At 70.7% G+C, this 18,197-nt stretch carries 15 protein-coding genes; 6 read left to right on the forward strand and 9 right to left on the reverse strand.

The genetic code is table 11. The features are described from left to right. The first annotated feature begins 64 nt into the window (after nt 1–64). Nucleotides 65–847 (forward strand): exodeoxyribonuclease III, encoded by a 783-nt coding sequence (locus tag LXT21_RS22310; protein WP_254040194.1) that lies wholly within the window; start codon nt 65–67, stop codon nt 845–847. Nucleotides 848–865: 18 nt separating this feature from the next. Next, entirely contained in the window at nt 866–1,636 is a 771-nt protein-coding gene (locus LXT21_RS22315) for a lysophospholipid acyltransferase family protein (RefSeq protein ID WP_254040195.1), read from the forward strand. A 32-nt stretch (nt 1,637–1,668) separates the two neighbouring features. On the opposite strand, the gene LXT21_RS22320 is transcribed toward LXT21_RS22315, so the two are convergent. Further along, on the reverse strand, nt 1,669–2,202 hold the full coding sequence (locus LXT21_RS22320) for a hypothetical protein (RefSeq protein WP_254040196.1): 534 nt from the start codon (nt 2,200–2,202) through the stop codon (nt 1,669–1,671). Nucleotides 2,203–2,486: 284 nt separating this feature from the next. Between LXT21_RS22320 and LXT21_RS22325 the strand changes: the two genes are divergently transcribed. Beyond that, on the forward strand, nt 2,487–3,413 hold the full coding sequence (locus LXT21_RS22325) for a hypothetical protein (RefSeq protein ID WP_254040197.1): 927 nt from the start codon (nt 2,487–2,489) through the stop codon (nt 3,411–3,413). Between the two features lie 11 nt (nt 3,414–3,424). On the opposite strand, the gene LXT21_RS22330 is transcribed toward LXT21_RS22325, so the two are convergent. Further along, a complete protein-coding gene (locus LXT21_RS22330) occupies nt 3,425–3,892 on the reverse strand; it encodes a universal stress protein (protein WP_254040198.1) in 468 nt (155 codons plus the stop codon). Between the two features lie 163 nt (nt 3,893–4,055). On the opposite strand from LXT21_RS22330, the gene LXT21_RS22335 reads away from it, so the two are divergent. Next, nucleotides 4,056–4,919 (forward strand): SDR family NAD(P)-dependent oxidoreductase, encoded by an 864-nt coding sequence (locus LXT21_RS22335; protein WP_254040199.1) that lies wholly within the window; start codon nt 4,056–4,058, stop codon nt 4,917–4,919. A gap of 4 nt (nt 4,920–4,923) precedes the next feature. Here LXT21_RS22335 and LXT21_RS22340 read toward each other — a convergent pair whose 3' ends face one another. The 7 genes from LXT21_RS22340 to truD all read right to left on the reverse strand — a co-directional run bounded on the left by LXT21_RS22340 (nt 4,924) and on the right by truD (nt 13,444). Further along, nucleotides 4,924–5,718, reverse strand: coding sequence for a trypsin-like serine peptidase (locus LXT21_RS22340; RefSeq protein ID WP_254040200.1), 795 nt, complete (start codon nt 5,716–5,718; stop codon nt 4,924–4,926). Between the two features lie 350 nt (nt 5,719–6,068). Beyond that, a complete protein-coding gene (locus LXT21_RS22345; protein ID WP_254040201.1) occupies nt 6,069–7,556 on the reverse strand; it encodes an FAD-dependent oxidoreductase in 1,488 nt (495 codons plus the stop codon). After that, entirely contained in the window at nt 7,553–8,899 is a 1,347-nt protein-coding gene (locus LXT21_RS22350) for a 2Fe-2S iron-sulfur cluster-binding protein (RefSeq protein WP_254040202.1), read from the reverse strand. The genes LXT21_RS22345 and LXT21_RS22350 overlap by 4 nt, the downstream gene beginning before the upstream one ends. A 244-nt stretch (nt 8,900–9,143) precedes the next feature. After that, the gene (locus tag LXT21_RS22355) at nt 9,144–10,637 is read right to left on the reverse strand and encodes a polymer-forming cytoskeletal protein (RefSeq protein WP_254040203.1); all 1,494 of its coding nucleotides are present in this window, start codon (nt 10,635–10,637) and stop codon (nt 9,144–9,146) included. Nucleotides 10,638–10,644: 7 nt separating this feature from the next. Further along, nucleotides 10,645–11,148 carry an anti-sigma factor gene (locus LXT21_RS22360; RefSeq protein WP_254040204.1) on the reverse strand — a complete coding sequence of 168 codons (504 nt, stop codon included), beginning with the start codon at nt 11,146–11,148 and terminating at the stop codon, nt 10,645–10,647. Continuing rightward, a complete protein-coding gene (locus LXT21_RS22365) occupies nt 11,145–11,714 on the reverse strand; it encodes an RNA polymerase sigma factor (protein WP_254040485.1) in 570 nt (189 codons plus the stop codon). The genes LXT21_RS22360 and LXT21_RS22365 overlap by 4 nt, the downstream gene beginning before the upstream one ends. Before the next feature lie 122 nt (nt 11,715–11,836). Continuing rightward, complete coding sequence (gene truD, locus LXT21_RS22370; protein ID WP_254040205.1) at nt 11,837–13,444, reverse strand: tRNA pseudouridine(13) synthase TruD; 1,608 nt, start codon at nt 13,442–13,444, stop codon at nt 11,837–11,839. A 214-nt stretch (nt 13,445–13,658) separates the two neighbouring features. Between truD and LXT21_RS22375 the strand changes: the two genes are divergently transcribed. After that, complete coding sequence (locus tag LXT21_RS22375; protein ID WP_254040206.1) at nt 13,659–15,317, forward strand: adenylate/guanylate cyclase domain-containing protein; 1,659 nt, start codon at nt 13,659–13,661, stop codon at nt 15,315–15,317. Beyond that, nucleotides 15,314–18,193, forward strand: coding sequence for a serine/threonine-protein kinase (locus LXT21_RS22380; RefSeq protein WP_323394799.1), 2,880 nt, complete (start codon nt 15,314–15,316; stop codon nt 18,191–18,193). Before LXT21_RS22375 ends, LXT21_RS22380 begins: the two co-directional genes overlap by 4 nt. Nucleotides 18,194–18,197: the final 4 nt, after the last annotated feature.

Raw genomic sequence — 18,197 nt, forward strand, 5'->3', positions numbered from 1 at the left:
CCTACCGGGTCCATCAACCGGTAGGGGCTGGAAAACCCGACGCAGCCGGGCCATAAGCGTTCCCGTGCGAGTCGTCTCATGGAACGTGAATGGGCTGCGCTCGGCCCACACCAAGGGCTTCCTGCCCTGGCTGTCGAGCGCCCGGGCGCAGGTGGTGGCGTTGCAGGAGGTGCGCGCGCGCCCCGAGCAGCTGCCCAATGAGGTTCGTGCTCCGGCCCGGTGGAAGACGCACTTCTCGGCCGCGGAGCGTCCTGGCTACAGCGGGGTGGGGCTGTTCTCCCGCGACGAGCCGGACCTGGTGGAGACCCGGCTGGGTGTCCCCGAGATGGACGTGGAGGGGCGGCTGCAGCTCGCCCGCTTCGGCAAGCTCACCGTGGCCAACGTGTACTTCCCCAACGGCAATGGGAAGGACCGCGACTTGAGCCGCATCCCGTTCAAGCTGGCCTTCTACCGGCGCCTGTTCGACCAGCTGGAGAAGCCGCTGCGGGACGGTGAGCGGCTGCTGGTCGTGGGCGACTTCAACACCGCGCACCAGGACATCGACCTGGCCCGGCCCCGGGAGAACCGCGAGACGAGCGGCTTTCGTCCCGAGGAGCGCGAGGAGCTGGACCGCTGGCTGCGCGCCGGCTGGGTGGACAGCTTCCGACACTTCCACAAGGGCACCGGCCACTACTCGTGGTGGAGCCAGCGCTTCGGTGTGCGCGAGAAGAACATCGGCTGGCGCATCGACTACGTGCTGGCGTCCCCCGCGGCCATGGCCTTCGTCAAGCGCGCCGCCCTCCATCCCGACGTGTCGGGCTCCGACCACTGCCCGGTGAGCGTGGACCTGGACTCCGCCGTCCGCTGACTCCCCTCGAGGCTCTCAATGAACGCACTGCTCTCCATCTGGACCTGGGTCGAGATTGGCATCGTCGCGCTGGTCGGCTTCTTCGTTCAGCTCGTCATCGCCATCGTCACGTTGCCGTTCGACAGGAAGCGCTACGCGGTGGGGCGGTGCTTCCGCCTGGTGGGTGTCACCGCCGCGAGGCTGACGCCGTACTGGCGCTTCGGCATCCACGGCCCCGTGCCGGACCACGTGGCCCCCAACACGGTGGTGGTCAGCAACCACGAGTCCAACGCCGACCCGTTCCTCATCTCCCGCCTGCCGTGGGAGATGAAGTGGCTGGGCAAGGCGAGCCTGTTCAAGGTGCCGGTGGTGGGGTGGATGATGGGCATCGCCGGGGACATCCCCGTGCACCGCGGCGACAAGGAGTCCGCCACGGGCGCCATGGCGCGCTGCAAGCAGTGGATGCTCAAGGGCATGCCGGTGATGATCTTCCCGGAGGGCACGCGCTCGAAGACGGATGAGCTGCTGCCCTTCAAGGACGGCGCCTTCCGCCTGGCCATCGAGCAGCAGGCGGACGTGCTCCCGCTGGCGGTGAGCGGCACGCGCAAGGCGCTGCCCAAGCACTCGTGGCGCTTCTCCACCTCGCGCGGCCTGGTGACGGTGGGCACGCCCATCTCCACCAAGGGCATGACGCTCGACGACGTGGAGAAGCTCAAGACGCTGGTGCGCGAGCAGATCCTCGCCCTGCGCGCGACGCTGCTGCCGCTCACCCAGGATGCCGCGGCGCCGGGGACTCCCAGCGCCGCGTAGTCACCTTCGTGGGGGATGACGGGGACGCCCGCTCAGGCGTCCGTGACGTCGTCGTTGTCGATGATGTGGCAGCCCGAATCCTTGTCGAGCGCGTCCTCGATGAAGCCGCGCAGCAGGTCCTTCCCGCCGATCTCGAAGGACAGGCTGATGCGGTCCCCCTCGATGTGGACGTCCTTGTCCGTGGTCAGCTTGCCGCCCAGGGCCACGGCGCTGCCCTCGACGCGGGCGTTGCCCTGGAGGCGGACCTCGCCGCCCATGGACACCGCGTCGCCCTTCACCACGGCGCCGGCCTCCACGATGACGCGGCCCCGGATGGCGACCGCGTCGTCGACGGTGGCGCCCTTGCGGATGATGATGTTGCCCTCCACGGCGACCACGTCCTTGGCCTTCTCGCCCGCCTCGATGACCAGGTCCGTGCCCTGCACCACGCGGCTGCCGTCCTTGGCCGTGGTGGCGCAGACGACCTTCACCGGCAGGGAGGACTTCTTGGCCGCGTCATCGGCGGCGAAGGCGGGCAGGGCCAGGGTGGACGCGAGAGCCAGGGTGGGGAGGAAGCGTGAGCGCATGGACGGCTCCTGGGACGACCGGGTTGAGAGGTCTACGCGGCTCGCCCACACCCATTGCATGGGTTCGTTTCCCTCCCCGGAGGCGGGTCGGGGCGCGCGGCTTGCAGTAGGGTGGGACAGGCCCTGGCCCGCATGCACCGAGGTTCCCCCTGGCCACTTCGTCGACGCAGCAAGACTCCTCCGCCCATGACCTGACCATCTGGGCCTATGCCTTCGGTTATTTCGCGGCCTATGCCCCCTACAGCGCGCTGACGAAGGCGCTGTCGAGCGGCTCCCTGCCGGGCATGGAGGAGGGCATCGTCGGCTTCACGCTGCTGCCAGTGAGCGCGGCGACGTCGATGGTGGGGATGTTCGTCTTCCTCTCGCTCAAGCGCTGGTGGCGCTTCGCGACGCACCGCCAGGTCATGGGCCTGCGGGTGCCTTCGCCGGGGGCGTGGACGTTCCTGTCGGGGATGTGCTCGGCGGCCATCATCGGCACCACGACGCTGGCGTACACGCTGGAGGGCACCTCCATCGTCTTCATGATGTTGCTGATGCGCGGCGGGGTGCTGGTGCTGGCGCCCATCGTGGACGTGCTCAGCCGCAGGCACGTGCGCTGGCCCTCGTGGGTGGCGCTGGTGCTGAGCTTCGCCGCGGTGCTCGTCGCGGCGGGCAAGGACGCGCGCGCCACCATGACGTGGGTGGCCGCGTTGGACGTCGGCGTGTACCTGCTGAGCTACTTCATCCGCCTGCGCGCGATGAGCCGGCTGGCCAAGTCCGAGGACAAGAGCCTGTCCATCCGCTACTTCGTGGAGGAGCAGATGGTGGCCACGCCCTTCCTGGTGCTGGTGCTCGCGCTGGTGGCGGTGTGGGGCGGCGCGGGGCCGGCGCTGGACATCCGCGAGGGCTTCACCGGGATGTTCGCGCGCGGGAGGCTCCTGGAGGAGATGTTGGTGGGGCTGTTGTCCCAGGGCACGGGCATCTTCGGCGGGCTCATCCTGCTGGACGCGCGCGAGAACGCCTTCTCCGTGCCGGTGAACCGCGCCTCCAGCGTGCTCGCCGGCGTGGTGGCCACACTGGGGCTGTCGCTGTGGCTGGGGCTGCCCGGGGTGGGGCCGCGGGAGATGCTGGGCGCGGCGCTGGTCATGGTGGCCATGACGGTGCTGGCGGTGCCCACGGTGCTCGCGGCGCGCAGGCGCGAGGCCGCCCTGAAGGCGGCGCTCGGGCCGTGAGTCCCTGACGCCTACTTCTTCGTGTCCTGCGGGACGTGCAGCGTCAGCACGGGGCAGGGCGCGCGGGAGACCAGCTTCTGCGCCACGCTGCCCAGGAGCATGCGCGAGAGCCCCCGGCGCCCATGGGTGCCCATGATGATGAGGTCGAAGGCCTCCTTCTCCACCAGCTCCAGGATGGTGGAGGCCGCCTCGCCCACCACGACCCGGTGCTTGAGCGTGACGGAGGGTTGCTCCATCTGCTGGAGCAGCGTGGCCAGCTCCTTGCCCGCCGTGTCCATGGCGACCTGCTGCAAGGAGAGCGGGTTCCACCCGGGGGCGGCGACGAGCAGGTCCGGCGCGACGTACTGCGGAGGCTCCCAGGCGTGGAGCACCTCCACCGACGCGTTGAAGGGTCGGGCGAGCTGGAGGGCGTAGTCGATGATGGAGCGAGAGCCCTCGCTCAGATCGACGGGGACGAGAATTCGGGATGGCGCTGCCATGGTCGGCTCCTCGCTGAGGTGGAAAGGCCCTCTCATGGGAATGGGGCCGACCGTCCTCAGGTGGAAGTTGCGTGCCAGCGCCTGCCCGCTTGTTCGCTGCGGTGTCGCGCAAAGCTTGCGGGGAGGCGAGCGCGGTCGGTGATTCGTGCGCAGGATGGCCCGCATGCGCCCTCCCATTGATCAGGCCACGGTCCTCATCACCGGCGCGGCAGGGGGAATCGGCCGGGAACTCGCCCGGCTGTTGTCCCGGCGCGCCCGCACGCTGGTCCTGGTGGACCGCGAAGTGGCGCGGCTGGAGCCGCTGCGTGAGGAACTGCTCACCCGCTATCCCACCCTGGGCGTCATCCTCCATGCCTGCGACGTGTGCGAGCCGCGCGAGGTCGACGCCATGGTGGCCTCGCTGGAGTCGCAGTTCATCCGGGTGGACGTGCTGGTGAACACCGCCACGCTGGGCCTCCGGGGGCTCTACGCGGAGGCGCGCTGGGGTGGGCTGGAGGAGCTCTTGCGCTCGAACGTGTGGGTGCCCGCGCTGCTGACGCACCGACTGCTCGCGCCCATGCTGGAGCGGGGACGGGGCGGGGTGCTGAACATCGGCTCGGGCGCGGCGCAGCTCCTGCTGCCCGGCTCCGCGATGTTCGCCGCCACCCAGCGCTTCCTCGACGGCTTCACCGAGTCGCTCCGGCTGGAGGTGGAGGGGCGCGGCGTGGTCATCACCCGCGTGGCCCCCGGGCCGGTGGGGGATGCGGGCGCCGAGGAGGCGGGGAGGGCGCCCTTCTTCCAGATTTCACTCGAGCGCTGCGCGCGCGCCGCGCTGGCGGCCTTCGAGCGGGGCGAGGCGCTGGTGTACCCGGGCTGGGGACACCGGTGGGTGATGCGGCTGTTGCCCCTCTTGCCACGGGGGCTCCAGCGGAGCCTGGGGCGGCTGGCGCTGCGCGGTGTTCGCCGCGAGGCCCTGGCCGCGCCCGAGGCCCTGCCCGTGGGGCTCGCGTCGCCCGTGCTGCTGGCGCGCGAGCCCAACCCGGCGTGACGGATTAGAGGCCGATCTCCGCCAGACGCGCCTTCACGCGGGTGGCCTTCACGCCGGTGTTGGCCGTGCCGCGGCCCTGCGAGTTGCCGCCCAGGCCGATGTGGTGCAGGCCCACCACCTGGTTCGTGGACGTCGACAGCACCGGCGAGCCCGACGAGCCGCCCAGCGTGTCCGCGTCGTAGGACAGGTCCGTGGTGGAGTAGTTCGCGTTCTTCACCACGCCCGGCGACAGCTTCTTCGTCGGCACGCAGCCGGACGACGTGTAGTAGTCGCAGTTCTGGTGCACCACGTAGATGCTCGCGTTGGTGGCCGCGTTGGCGCTCGCCACCGTCAGGAAGCCGTGCACGTTGCCCGGGAGCTGGCCGTTGGTGGCCGAGCAGCGCAGCGCCGTCATGTCGTCACCGGACCACGTCTTGATGAACGTGGCGCAGGTGTACCAGACGCGGCTGCCCGAGGCGACGCCGTCGATGTAGTTGAAGGACACCCGGGCCCCCACGGCCTCGGACGCGCTGCCCACGCAGTGGTTGTTGGTGATGATGACATCCGGTGACACCAGCCACGCGGTACACCGGCTGCCCACCGCGGGGATGGACAGGTAGCCCACCGCGTTGGCGCGGGTGGCCTGCGTGCCCGACAGCGTGGTGGAACTCACCCAGTTCACCGAGCCGACGATGACGTTGGATTCCTGCGACTGCAGCGGCTCGGTGCCCTCCAGGTCGGGGACATCGGGGGACTGCTCGGTACCGCAGGCCGACAGGGCACCCATCACGAACAACGCACGCAGGCTCTTGGCGATCATCGGGTCTCCTCCACACGCGGGATTGCGCGCGGCGTGCCCAAGGCACTCCCCATGCCAGCGTCACGCGCGGGACACTCCCACTCGACAGCCCGTGGCGCGCCAGCCCCCGAGTGGTGCGCGCGTGCTCCGCTCGGCCGCGCGCGGGTGTAAAGCCCCTTCGCGTCGCCTCGGAGAGTCTTCATGATATTCATGATTTACAATTATTTCTGGAGCTGTCCTGTTCTTGGACGTTCCAGGCGCCCGGTGTCGTGGTCCCGGACAGCGGCGGAAAAATCCACGGGCCGCGTTCCGCGCGCTCGGTGAGGAGGGGGAACGCGGCCCGAGGGGCGCGCGGGGCGTGGCGCGGAGGCCTAGCCGATGATCATGTCCTCGCGCTCGAGGGCGCCCTCGGAGAAGCGGCGCAGGTTGAAGCGGGTGAAGAGCTCGTCGGACTCGCCGGTGCGCATCCACTTCGCCATCCGCTCGGCGACGGCGGGGGCCATCATGAAGCCGTGGCCGACGAAGCCGGACATCTGGAGCAGGTTGTCCAGGCCCGGGGTGCGCCCGAGGATGGGGTTGTTGTCCGGCGTCACGTCGTAGCAGCCGGCCCACTGGCGCAGCACCTTCACGTGGCCCACGTGGGGCAGTTGCTCCATGAGGGCCTGGGCGAAGCGGGACACGAAGCGCAGGGTGCTGCCCATGTTGAGCCCGGCGGGCTCCTTGGGGTCGCCCATGCCGCCCACGATTTCGCCGCGCATGGACTGGCTGAAGTACAGGCCCGAGTCGAGCACGGACACGAGCGGCCCCAGGAAGGGCTTGAGGGGCTCGGTGCTGAGGATTTCGTGGCGGTGCGGCTCGTTGGGCAGCTGCACGCCGACGAGCTTCGCCACCTCGGGGCTCCACGCGCCGGAGGCGAGCACCACCGTGTCACAGGCGATGTCGCCGCGGTCCGTCTTCACCTTGCGAATCTGCCCGCCGCTGACGTCGAAGCCGGTGACCTCCGTGTACGTCTCCACGCGGACGCCCTTCTTGCGGCAGCCCTGCGCGTAGCCCCACAGGAAGGGCCAGGGGAAGATGACGCCGTCCTCGGGATTGAAGGACGCGGCCACGCAGCCCTTCATCGTGAGGCCGGGGACGATGTCGCGCGCGGCGTCCGGCGTGACGAGCCGGGTGGGCACGTCGAAGCGGTTGTGCAGCGCCACGTTGCGCTCCAGCCGCTTGGCCACCGCGTCCGTGCGCGCGAGGAACAGGTAGCCGCCCTGACGCAGCCACACGTTGATGCCCATCTCCCGGGCGAAGCCCTTCATCAGGTCGATGGAGCGCTTGGCCAGCTCCACCAGCGCCGGGGTGCCCCACTGCATGCGCACGCCACCGCCGTTGCGGCCGGACGCGCCCGCGCAGAGATAGCCGCGCTCCAGCACCACCACGTCCGTCTCGCCCTCGCGCGCCAGGTTGTACGCGAGCGCCAGGCCCATGACGCCGCCGCCGATGATGACGACCTTGGCCTTGGCGGGCAGGGGCTCGGTGGGACGCAGCCCCTTGGGGAAGACATCCACCTCCTGGGGCACGCCACCCACGGGAGGCTGGGACTCGTCCACCGGGGCGCTGGCGAGCAGCCGCAGCTCGGTGGGGTAGAGCGGGGGCCGGGGCGTGAAGGGCACCACCGCGTCGGCCTTGAGCGCCTTCTCCTGCTCCAGGAGCGCGGCCACGGCGGACAGGCAGCTCTTGCCCTGGCAGATGCCCGTGCCGAAGCCCGTGTAGCGCTTCACCGACTCCACATCGCAGTAGCCCCGGGAGACCGCGTGCCGCACGTCGTCCGCGGTGACGTCCTCGCAGGAGCAGATCATCGACTTGCTCATGACAGTCCCTCCACCAGCGCCTGGGCGGCGCGGCGGCCCGCCTCGGACGCCTCCTTCGCGCTGCCTCCGCCCGTCACGTCTCCCGCCACGAACACGTCCGCCGCGTCGGTGCGGCCCTCGGGGCTCGCCTCCACCCGGAACAGTCCACGCGAGGCCTCGAACGAGACCTTGGCGCCGCCCTGCCGCGCCAGCTCGAAGCTGGGCGTCACCGGCACGGACACCAGCACCGCGTCACAGTCCACCTTGCGCCGTCCGCCCTGGCGCGGCGTGAAGCTGAAGGAGCTCACGTGCCGCAGGCCGTGGGCCTTGGGCTCGGAGCCCTCCAATGTCGTCGGGTGGGCTCCCGCGCCCGGCGCGCCCTTCAGGTCCACCACCACCTGGACCTTCACGCCGTGCGCCTCGAGCAGCTTCGCCAGCCCCTGCAGCTCCTGGCCCCAGCCGACCAGCGCCGCGCGCTCCGGCGCCACCGCGTGCCGACGCAACAGCAGGCTGGCCGCGCGGCCCGCGTAGACCCCGGGCAAGTCGTTGTTCTCGAAGGGCACCATCGGCGGGTGTCCACCGGGCGTCAGCAGGAAGCGCTCCGCGTAGACCTTGAGCAGGCGCGCCTCGCCGTTCTCCCATGCGCCCACCGCGAGGTAGCGACCCTGCTCGTCGTCGTACAGGCCCAGCGCCGTGGCGCGCGTGACGACGCTGTCACGGGCGAGCGTGGCCACGTCGTCGATGGTGGGCGCGTCCGCCTCCGGGGCGCCGTGCGCCAGCCGGCCACCCACGTGGTCCTCGCGCTCGAACATCAGGAAGGGGGTGCCCCGTCCGGTCAGCTCCCGCGCGGCGGCGAGCCCGGCGGCGCCCGCGCCCACCACCGCGACGCGGGTGCGCAGCGTGCGCGACGGCGGAGGCGCCGGGGCGGCGTCCTTGGGCAGCAGGCCCAGGCCCGCGAGCTGCCGGGCCACCTTGGCCATCACCGTCTCCGCGATGGGGACGCCGGCGAACATCTCGTGGTGGTCCAGGCCGTTGGGGAAGAACCAGTCGATGGTCTCGAACACGTCCACCTTCGCGGAGGGGTACGCGTTCTGCCGCTCCAGCTTCATGCCGTCGCGCGCGGGCGTGCGGCACGTGTAGACGTTGGGCAGCCCGTCCACGCGCATCAGGCACTGCGAGCACGCGGCGGCGAAGCAGAAGGGCCCGCGAGGGCGGTGGTACTTCACGGAACGGGCGAGCATGGGCTCGCCCGCGGCGACGAGGGAACATGCCACCGGCTCGCCCTCGATGGCGGGGATGCTCTCGCCCTCGAGGTCCACGGTGATGGCCCTGCCGCGCAACGAGGCATCTGGGAGACGTCGCATGGGTGCCGCGCAAAATGGCGTAACGGCCCCGGGTGGTCAAAGCCTGTCGGCGCATGACGCACCCCGGTCATGAGGCCCATCCGACAGTCGAGGTGATGGCGCGCTGGAACTTCTCTAAGACTCCCGCAGAACGTCACCGGGGACCGCGACGGGCCGTCTCAGGCCTCGTGGCGATCCCCGGTGGGTGGAGCAGGCGGGCGTGCCGCCGTCCTTGACGCGCCGGGCAATCCCCGGCGCGGGTGCGTCAGAGCGACTGCTCCCCGTGGGGGTGGATGGGCTCGGGGATGCCCATGCCGCGCGGCCGGTAGCCGAAGCGGGTCCGGATGACCGCGCCCAGGGCGATGAGCACCACCAGGAAGGAGACGATGGCGCCGAAGACGGGGATGGCGCCCACCACCAGCAACACCAGCAATCCCAGCGCGAGCACCACCGCCTGCGTCTTGCGACCGCGCATCACCGGCAACCGCGTGCCCAGCTCGCTCGCCACCGCCGCGAAGCCCAGCGCCGCCGCCAGGGGCGCCGCCATCCACAGCACCAGCGCCGCGGGGATTCCGATGATGGTGATGGCCAGCACCACCGTGAGCGGAACCATCGCCACCACCCCGAGCAGGCCCGTCAGGCCGCTCTGCACCGGCCGCGCGCGGATCTCGTCACCCAGCTGCTTCATCCGCGACGGGAAGAACATCTGTCCCAGGAAGCCCAGTCCGAAGAGCACCGCGAACGTCAGGATGAACGCCGCGAGCCCGCCTTCGTTGTCGTCGTCACGGTTGTGCCGCCGCTCCTTGCCCTCGTTGCTGGATTCATTGAGGCCCTGGTTGAGCTCCTTCGCGACGAGGCGGCCGATGTTGGCGCCGCCGAAGGTGTTGATGCTGCCCTCCACGTTCGCGCCGTCCTCGCGGTCCACGATGCCTCCGAAGGAGGACACGTCGCCTTCCACCGTGGCGCCAGGCTTGAGGACCACGTTGCCGCCGAAGGCGTGCGCGTCTCCTTCCACGTGGCCGTGGATGATGAGGTTGCCGCCGAAGGCCACCGCGTCCTTGTCGACGTTGCCCTTCACCACCAGGTTGCCGCCGTACACCACGGCGCTCTCCACCGTCTGTCCCTCCTTCACCTCCAGGGACTGACCGCGCGCCACCACGTTGCGGGCACCCGAGCGCCGCGAGCGCTTGAGCTCGTCGCGGGTGCGGTGCATCTGCTCGCGGATCTGCTCGCGCACCTCGCGCATCGCCTCCGCCTCCGAGCCCGAGGTCTCCTCGCTCTCGTCATCATCCGAGGCGACCGCGGGCGCCTCCGGAGCGGCAGGCGCGGGAGGGGCCGGGGGGGCGGCGACAGCCTGGGGCTCCGGTTCGGCGACGGGGGAGGGCGAGGCCGCCGGGGCGAGCCCCTGGGCCGCGGCCTCCTTCTCCGCCGCCGTCATGGGGCGCAGGGTGATGATGGAGCCGTCCTGCTCCATGCGCAGCGAGTAGGCGCGGGACACGGTGCGCAGGGCCTGGTCGGCGGAGACGCCGCGCAGGTGCACCTCGGCGGGGACGTCCAGGTCGCCAGTGACGACCAGGTTGAGGCCGCCCTTGTCGGCGATGGTCTTCAGCGCGTCGCGCAGGCTGCCGCGGAAGGAGACGTCGATGCTCTTCGCGGCGGGCGCGGACTCGGCGGCGCGGGCGGCGGGCGCGGACTCGGCGAGCGCGAGGGGAGCGCCCATGAGCAACGCGGGGATGAGGATTCGGGAGGAGATCTTCATGGAACGCTCAGGCTTCGGAGGGGGTGGGAGCGCTGCCCGCGAGCCGCTTGAGACCGGCCAGCGACGTCAGGATGAGGAACGCGAGGAATGCGGCCACGGCCAGCCCCTCGGTCGACCACAACGCGCGGGCGCCGCTCAGCACGCCCTCGGCCAGGAAGCGGCCCTCGACGAGGAAGGACGCCACGCTGGTGCCCAGCCGGCCGAGCGCCTGGTCGTTCATCACCAGGTAGCCCAGCCCGCCGAGCAGCGAGGTCATCAGGATGGCGAGCCCGGACCAGACCTCACGACGCTGAGGTACGGGCTCGGCCGCCACGCGCGCCATGACGCTGGCGACCAGGGTCGGCGGCGGGAGGGGATCCGCCAACCGGTACAGGTCCTGCTCCATCAGCCGGTGCTCTTCGAGGACACCCGCGCAGGCGTCGCACCCGGCGGCGTGGTCCAGCGCGGGGCCTTCACCTTCCTCCAGCTCGGCGAAGAGGACCTCGAGGTCCGGGCAGGGGTGCACGCTCATCGGGGGGCCTCCTCCGTGCTCATCTTCTTGCGAAGCTTCTCTCGGGCCCTGAAGAGCCGGGCCATGATGGTGCCAGGGGCGCACCCGAGGATCTGGGCGATCTCCTTCGTCGTGCGCTTCTGGACGTAGTAGAGCGCGAGGACTTCACGGTCATCGACGGAGAGCGTGGCCATGGCCTCCTCGAGGGACTGGCGCTCCTCGCGGGCGATGGCGCCCTCCTCCTGGGAGACCTCGTTGCTGGGGAGCACCTCCTTCATGGGCTCCAGCTCCTCGGTGCGCACCTTGGTGCGGCGGCGGAGCAGGTCCAGGCAGAGGTTGCGGGTGATGGCGAGCACCCAGAGGTCGAACGGGCGCGCGTCGTCGTACCGGTGGAGGTTCTGGTAGGCGCGCAAGAGCGCCTCCTGGGAGATCTCCGCGGCCTCGGCCTCGCTCTGCAGCAGCCGGAGCGCCAGGCCGTACACCTGGCGCTGCACGCTGCGCACCAGGGACTCGAAGGCGGACGGATCTCCACGGCGGGCCGCCTGCACGTCGGCCTTCCAGGGGAGCGGGACGGCGTCGTCAGCCATCAGCATCCCGATGGCGTGGGCGAGTGTCCCGGGAGCGTCGTCGAGGGCAAGAGCGTTCACGCCTTGGTCTACGGTGTGCGCGCTCCCCCATTGCGTCCAGGTGTTTCATCGCCGTTGCAGGTTTATTTCTTCCGTGATTTCGGGCGCTTGGCGGCGGTCTCCGCCCGGGCGACCTCGCGGGCGGCCTTGCGCTGGCGCTGTTTCTCACGGAAGCCGAGCGGGGCGGCGGGCTCCACCTTGGGCTTCGGCTCGGCCTGCTGGGCGAGCGAGCGGCCCCGGGTGGGCGTCTCGGAGACCTCTGCGGCGCTCCGTCGGCTGGGCCGGCTGGGGGCCTCGCCGCGCGCGGGGGCCCGGCGGTCCGAGGCGCGCGGACGCTCCTCGTCGAAGGAGGCCTCGGCGCGGCGGCCCGTGGCTCCACGGGCGGCGGGCGCCCGGCGGCCGGTGCCACGCTCGTCGCGGACGGGGGGGCCGCGGCGGCTGGAGGGGGCGCCCTCGGCCTGCTCCTGCTCGACGAGGTGCGCGCGCTGGGAGGCGCGGATCTCCTCCGCGGTGTCCTCGGCGTACTCGAAGTGGAACAGGCGCTTGACGACGAGGGTGGCGTACGCGCCCGGCGGCAGGGTGAAGGCGACGTTGACCTTGATGTTGTCCCGGTTGAGCTCGTCGCTCTGCGTGCGGCCGATGACCAGCTTGTGCGGGAAGGAGAGGACCGGGCGCTCCTCGTGCTTGAAGAAGAGCATCCGCTCGGCCCCGGGGACGACCAGGTCCGACAGCTTCAGCTTCTCGCGGCCGAGCACCCAGCGCACGGCGTCCTCGACCTTCGGATCCTTGAAGGTGCTGTTGGGCGCGAGCAGGGGGAAGGTCGCGTCGCGCAGCACGCGCAGCGTCTCCGGATCCGCGTCCTTGTGGAACAGGAGCGAGCCGGCCTGGTAGCGCATGGGGAACAGCGACTCGCGCGGCAGCAGCAGCTGCAGGTAGCGCCGCACGCCCTCGTTCCAGAGGTAGCTCTGGTAGGTGAACAGCTGCATCGCGCGGTAGTCCGCGTCGATCTGCAGGAAGGCGCGGGCGAAGTCCTTGGGCTCCTCGCGCAGCGAGCGCAGGACGCGGTGGTACTTCTTGGTGCCCTCGAAGGGGACGCGCGAGTCCCACTGGCCCCAGTTGTCGCGCCAGAAGGCCTTCACCTTGGCGTCCTCGGAGCGATCCAGCTCCGATGGCTTGGCCAGGTAGTTGTGCAGCGCCGCCTCGAAGTCGCCCCGGATGAGGTCCTTGGCGATGAAGCCCTGCCCGTGCTTGAGCGAGCCGAAGCGCTGGCTGTCGAAGTAGTTGATGACGCCCAGGCGGTTCACCTCGGCGGCCGCCACGTTGAGGGGGCCCAGGGAGGACTCCTCCAGGGCCCGCACCGTCACGGAGAAGCGGTTGGACGTGATGTTCGCCGAGGACAGGGCCTTGTTCGTCCGGCCCAGGTACTTCAGGCGGAGGTCGGGCTCCTGCATGTCCACGTCGGCGCCGTCCACGGCGATGAGCTGCTCGGTGCGGCCCTGCTTGTCCTTCAGGCCGCAATAGCTGATGGAGCCCGGCTTGAGACCGAACGCGTCCCGCAGGCGTGCCACGGCGTCGAACGTGGACAGCTTCTGCTTGTCCATCAGGTAGACGCGGAAACGCCCGGAGGCGACTTCATCGAAGCGGTAGGATTCCTTGACGCTGAAGTCTTCGGGCTTCTGTTTGATTCGCACGGGCCCCCCTTACCAGTGTGGGCCCTGGGAGAGAAGCGGGGCGGAGGGCGGGAGCCCAGGGGGTGGGGGTGGCGGGAGCTGACGCGCCGTCCCAGGAGCTGGACCCTGACCGGCCGTGCAGCCCTCCGGCGGGGGCCCTGGTCGGCCAGCGCCACCAGACGTTCCCCGCTTCCCGAGCGGCTCTGGTAGTGTCCGGGCCGGTGAGGATTCGCGCGTGAGCCAGGTTCCCGCCCCATTCGCTCCGAAATCCGGGCAACAGCTCCGAGGCCCCCGGCTGACCGGGCGCTTCGCGGACGGCACTCTGGGGGAGTTCCCCCTGGGGCCGTTGACGTCGCTCGGCCGTCATCCGTCCAACACGCTGCGCCTGGTGGACCGCGAGGTCTCCAAGGAGCACGCGACCATCGAGAAGGTGGGCAAGGACTTCGTCCTCAAGGACCTGGGGTCCTCGAACGGGACGTTCGTCAACGGCAAGCGGGTGAAGGAGCTGCGGCTGAAGGACGGGGACGAGATTGCCCTGGGCTCCTCGCGGCTCATCTTCCACAGCGGTGAGCAGCCGGTCATCCCCGCGCCCGCGGCGCCCGGCGTGACGGTGGTGGCGCAGTCGGTGTCCATGCCCGCGTTCCTGGCGCAGATGGACCAGGTGCCGCAGAACTTCCGTCCGGTGGACCAGATGACGGACGGCGAGGCGCTGCGCCGCGACTACGAGAAGCTGCGCATCGCCCACGAGTTCCACCGGCAGGTGAGCACGCAGGGCAGCCAGACGGGGCTGTTCGAGCAGATCCTCAAGGTGGCCTTCCAGCTGCTCGCGGCGGACCACGGCGTCATCCTGAAGGTGGCCGGGGACGGGGAGTTCATCCCGGCGGCGGTGCACCACCGCACGGGCAAGCCGGTCAACGTCATGCTCTCCGACACGGTGCTCAAGCGCGTGGTGGAGACGGGCAAGGCGGTGCTGACGGCGGACGCCATCATCGACGAGCGCTTCTCCGCGGCGGAGAGCATCGTGGCGCAGGGCATCCGCTCGGCCATGGCGGTGCCGCTGATGGTGAACTCCAAGATTCAGGCGGTGCTCTTCCTGGACAGCCGCCAGCAGATCAACGCCTTCTCGGAGAAGGACTTGAACATCCTCTCCGGCATCGCCTCGCAGGCGAGCATCGCGCTGGAGAACGCGGCGCTGGGCGAGCAGATCCGCGCGGAGGCGGTGACGCGCGCGGAGTTGAGCCGCTTCCTGTCCAAGGCGGTGGCGGACGCGGTGATCTCCGGCGAGACCGAGGACCTGCGGCAGAGCCGGCTGGCGGAGGTGAGCTGCCTGTTCGCGGACATCCGCGGCTTCACGACCATCTCCGAGAACGAGTCGCCGCAGGAAGTGGTGTCGATGCTGAACACGTTCTTCACGGCGATGGCGGACGTGGTGTTCCGCTACGAGGGGAACCTGGACAAGTTCATCGGCGACTGCGTGATGGCGGTGTGGGGTCCGCCGCTGTCGCATCCGGACGACGCGGCGCGGGCCGTGCGGGCGGCGCTGGAGATGCAGGAGGCGGTGGATCAGATCAACCGCAACCGTGTGGCGGCCGGCAAGGCGCCCATCGAGGTGGGCATCGGCATCAACACGGGCCAGGCGGTCGTCGGCTACATGGGCAGCGCGGAGCGGCACGAGTTCACGGCCATCGGCGACACGGTGAACACGGCCTCCCGGTTGTGCGGCATGGCCAAGAGCGGCGAGGTGCTCGCGTCGGAGTCGACGGTGCGCAGGTCCGGTACCGGCTTCGACGTGGAGGAGCTGCCGGCGATGCAGGTCAAGGGCAAGGAGAAGGCCGTCCCCACCTACCGCGTCCATGGCGTGGAACATACGACCGCCGCCTCCCCGCGCCGATGACGACGACCCAGGAGTGTCCCAACTGCGGGACCCAACATGACACCCGGGTCTATGTCAGCGGGCAGAAGCTGACGTGCCGTTGCGGCATCCGCTTCGAGGTGCGTCGTCAGGAGGCCGGCGGCGCGAAGCCGGGTGGGTCGGTGCACTCGAACATCACGTTCGCGCCGCACCGTGCGCCGCCGGCATCGAACGAGCACACGCGCGACACGGTGATTCCGGGACTGGGTGGGGAGGAGCGTGCGTCGCGGAGCCCCAGCTATGCGAATGGTGGGGCGCTGAGGGACGCGTCCGCGGGGTCGAGCGGCATCGATTGGAGTGAGGAGCGTGAGCCCGGCTCGTCGAGAGTCGGAGCGGCTCCGAGTGGCATCGCGAGGGCGGGTGCCTCGTGGGTGGGAGGGACGTCCGCGGCCGGCGTGGCGTCGGGCTCCGAGGCGCGAGCGCGCCTGGGCGCCGCTGTGAGCGCGGGCGGTGACGCCGCGTCAGTGGGCCCGGTGGCGCGCGTGGACGCGTCGTCGGGTGTGGCCGACATGAGAGACGTGGAAGCGGCGGGGGGACAGGGCTCCGCCTCGCGCGACAGTGGTGTGGAGGTGTCCTTCGGGGACACGGACGTGCCCGGCCTGCGCGTGACGGGGACCACCGTCGACTCCTCGCAGGGTGGCGTCGCGCTGCCGGGCGTGAGCGTGGGTGGCGATGTGTCCGGACATGGCGCGATGGCCTCGAGTCCTGTCGGCGGCGATGCATCCGTTCGTGGCGCGGCAGCCCCCGGTGCGCAGTTCGGAGTGGCCCTGCCAGGCGTGGGCGTGGCGGGGGATGCACAGGTCCGTGGCGCCGCGTCCGCGAACATGGCGGGTGGTGATGCGCCCGTGCAGGGCGGGGCATCCCCCGGTGCACCCTTCGGCGTGCCCCTGCCGGGCGTCCGCGCGGGGGGCGAGATGCCCGTGCGTGGCGCGCATGCCCCGGACGCAACAGGGGGTGGTGACGGCCCAGGCAACGGTCTGGAGGCTGTCCCGCAGTCCTCGAGTGGGTCCGGTGGCGTCGGCCCGAATGGCGTGGCGCTGCCTTCGTCGACGCCGGGGACGGATGCTCCCGTGGACGCGACGGTGGTGCGCTCGACGCGGCCGACGGGGCGTGGCGATGCGGACTCGGACCTGGACATCCACTCGGTGGAGACGTTCGTGGCGGCGGCGCGGGTGACGCTGCCTGGGTTCGAGCTGAAGGAGCTGCTGGGCCGCGGTGGCATGGGCGAGGTGTGGCTCGCGCGCCAGACGTCGCTGGGCCGCACGGTGGCGGTGAAGCTGCTGCCGCCGAAGCTGGCGAAGGACCCAGAGTTCGTGGCGCGGTTCGAGAAGGAGGCCACGGCGCTGGCCGCGCTCAACCACCCGAACATCGTGCAGATCATCGACCGGGGCGTGGCCGGTGAGCACTACTACTTCGTGATGGAGTTCGTGGAGGGCCGCTCGCTGCGCGAGGCCATCTCCACTGGCTCGCTGACGCCGCAGCAGGGCCTGAAGCTGATGCTCCAGGCGGCGCGCGCCATCGAGTGCGCGCACGACAAGGACATCATCCACCGCGACCTCAAGCCGGAGAACATCCTGCTGGACGGGCGCGGCAACGTGAAGGTGGCGGACTTCGGTCTCGCCGGCATCCGTCAGTCCGAGGCCCGGCTGCAGCTCACGGCGACGGCGGTGGCCATGGGCACGCTCAACTACATGGCCCCCGAGCAGCGGCGCGACGCGAAGAGCGTGGACGGCCGCGCGGACCTGTTCTCGTTGGGCGTGGTCCTCTACGAGCTGCTCACCGGGGAGCTCCCCCTGGGGCGCTTCAAGCTGCCGTCCAAGCGGGTGCCGGGGTTGGACCCGCGCGTGGACCACATCATCGACCGGCTGCTGGAGACGGACCCCGAGGCGCGCTACGCGAAGGCCACGGAGCTGTGCGAGGCGTTGGAGTTGCTGGTCGCCTCGACGTCCGCGCCCAACCAGACGACTCGGCCGACGCATCAGATCGAGGCGCGGCGCAAGTCGACGAGTCAGATCACCCGCAAGCTGCGGATGGGTTGGCGTCGGGTGCGTGCCGGCCTGTCGGTGGTGGGCGGGCTCGCGGTGTTGGGGCTCGGTGCGCGGTGGGTCAACGGGCGCATGCCCGAGAAGCCGTTCCCCGCGAACACGTATACCGAGACCTACTCCGTTGCGACCCTGGTCGAGGCGGCGACGCCGGACGGCGAGTCGCGCTTCGAGGTGTCCTTCGACGACAAGGGCCCGGAGGAGCTCAACCTCCACAGCGGTCTGTGGAAGATCGAGGGCGGACAGCTCCGTGCGTGGCAGGGCGGTCAGGATGCGGGGGGGCGGCGATTGGTGCCGCGCGCCTACGTGGCGACGCGCTACTTCGCGGCGGACCACTTCGACGCCTCGGTGATGATGGACGTGAAGCCGCTCGGGGACGAGTACCCTCCGGACGAGCCGGACTCACAGCACTACGGCGAGCTGTCCTTCCGCATCCGGGACCTCCAGGTGTCGGCCTTCGCGATTCCGGAGGTCGGCATGCGCCTGGCGTGGCGCTACTTCGCCGAGGACGGGCAGGAGATAGTCGGCAACAGCGCGCAGGACACGGACGGGCTCGTCGAGGACGAGATGCCGCTGCCGGACCGGGGGCCCTACCAGGTGCGTCTGAAGCTCAGCCGGGTGAAGGGTGGGGTGCTCGCGGAAGGGTTCCTCGGGCGGCAGCGCTTCGCCCGGAAGCTGCTGCCCGGACTGGAGAACCGCGTCGCCAAGGTGGCGGTGGGTTGCCGCAACCTGGCCTGCACGTTCGATGACCTGAAGGTGAAGGGGCAGTTGCGAGAGCAGCCGCTGCGCCGGGCCTCGGCGGGCCAGGAGCAGTAGCCGG

The sequence above is a fragment of the Myxococcus guangdongensis genome, assembly GCF_024198255.1.
Lineage (GTDB): Bacteria > Myxococcota > Myxococcia > Myxococcales > Myxococcaceae > Myxococcus > Myxococcus guangdongensis.

What these genes read in the sequence shown, in the direction of transcription:
- LXT21_RS22330 (WP_254040198.1), bottom strand. Translation starts at nt 3,892, where the DNA reads ATGGCAGCGCCATCCCGAATTCTCGTCCCCGTCGATCTGAGCGAGGGC.
- LXT21_RS22380 (WP_323394799.1), top strand. Translation starts at nt 15,314, where the DNA reads ATGACGACGACCCAGGAGTGTCCCAACTGCGGGACCCAACATGACACC.
- LXT21_RS22355 (WP_254040203.1), bottom strand. Translation starts at nt 10,637, where the DNA reads ATGAAGATCTCCTCCCGAATCCTCATCCCCGCGTTGCTCATGGGCGCT.
- LXT21_RS22340 (WP_254040200.1), bottom strand. Translation starts at nt 5,718, where the DNA reads ATGATCGCCAAGAGCCTGCGTGCGTTGTTCGTGATGGGTGCCCTGTCG.
- LXT21_RS22345 (WP_254040201.1), bottom strand. Translation starts at nt 7,556, where the DNA reads ATGAGCAAGTCGATGATCTGCTCCTGCGAGGACGTCACCGCGGACGAC.
- LXT21_RS22350 (WP_254040202.1), bottom strand. Translation starts at nt 8,899, where the DNA reads ATGCGACGTCTCCCAGATGCCTCGTTGCGCGGCAGGGCCATCACCGTG.
- LXT21_RS22335 (WP_254040199.1), top strand. Translation starts at nt 4,056, where the DNA reads ATGCGCCCTCCCATTGATCAGGCCACGGTCCTCATCACCGGCGCGGCA.
- LXT21_RS22360 (WP_254040204.1), bottom strand. Translation starts at nt 11,148, where the DNA reads ATGAGCGTGCACCCCTGCCCGGACCTCGAGGTCCTCTTCGCCGAGCTG.
- LXT21_RS22365 (WP_254040485.1), bottom strand. Translation starts at nt 11,714, where the DNA reads ATGGCTGACGACGCCGTCCCGCTCCCCTGGAAGGCCGACGTGCAGGCG.
- LXT21_RS22320 (WP_254040196.1), bottom strand. Translation starts at nt 2,202, where the DNA reads ATGCGCTCACGCTTCCTCCCCACCCTGGCTCTCGCGTCCACCCTGGCC.
- LXT21_RS22315 (WP_254040195.1), top strand. Translation starts at nt 866, where the DNA reads ATGAACGCACTGCTCTCCATCTGGACCTGGGTCGAGATTGGCATCGTC.
- LXT21_RS22325 (WP_254040197.1), top strand. Translation starts at nt 2,487, where the DNA reads ATGGAGGAGGGCATCGTCGGCTTCACGCTGCTGCCAGTGAGCGCGGCG.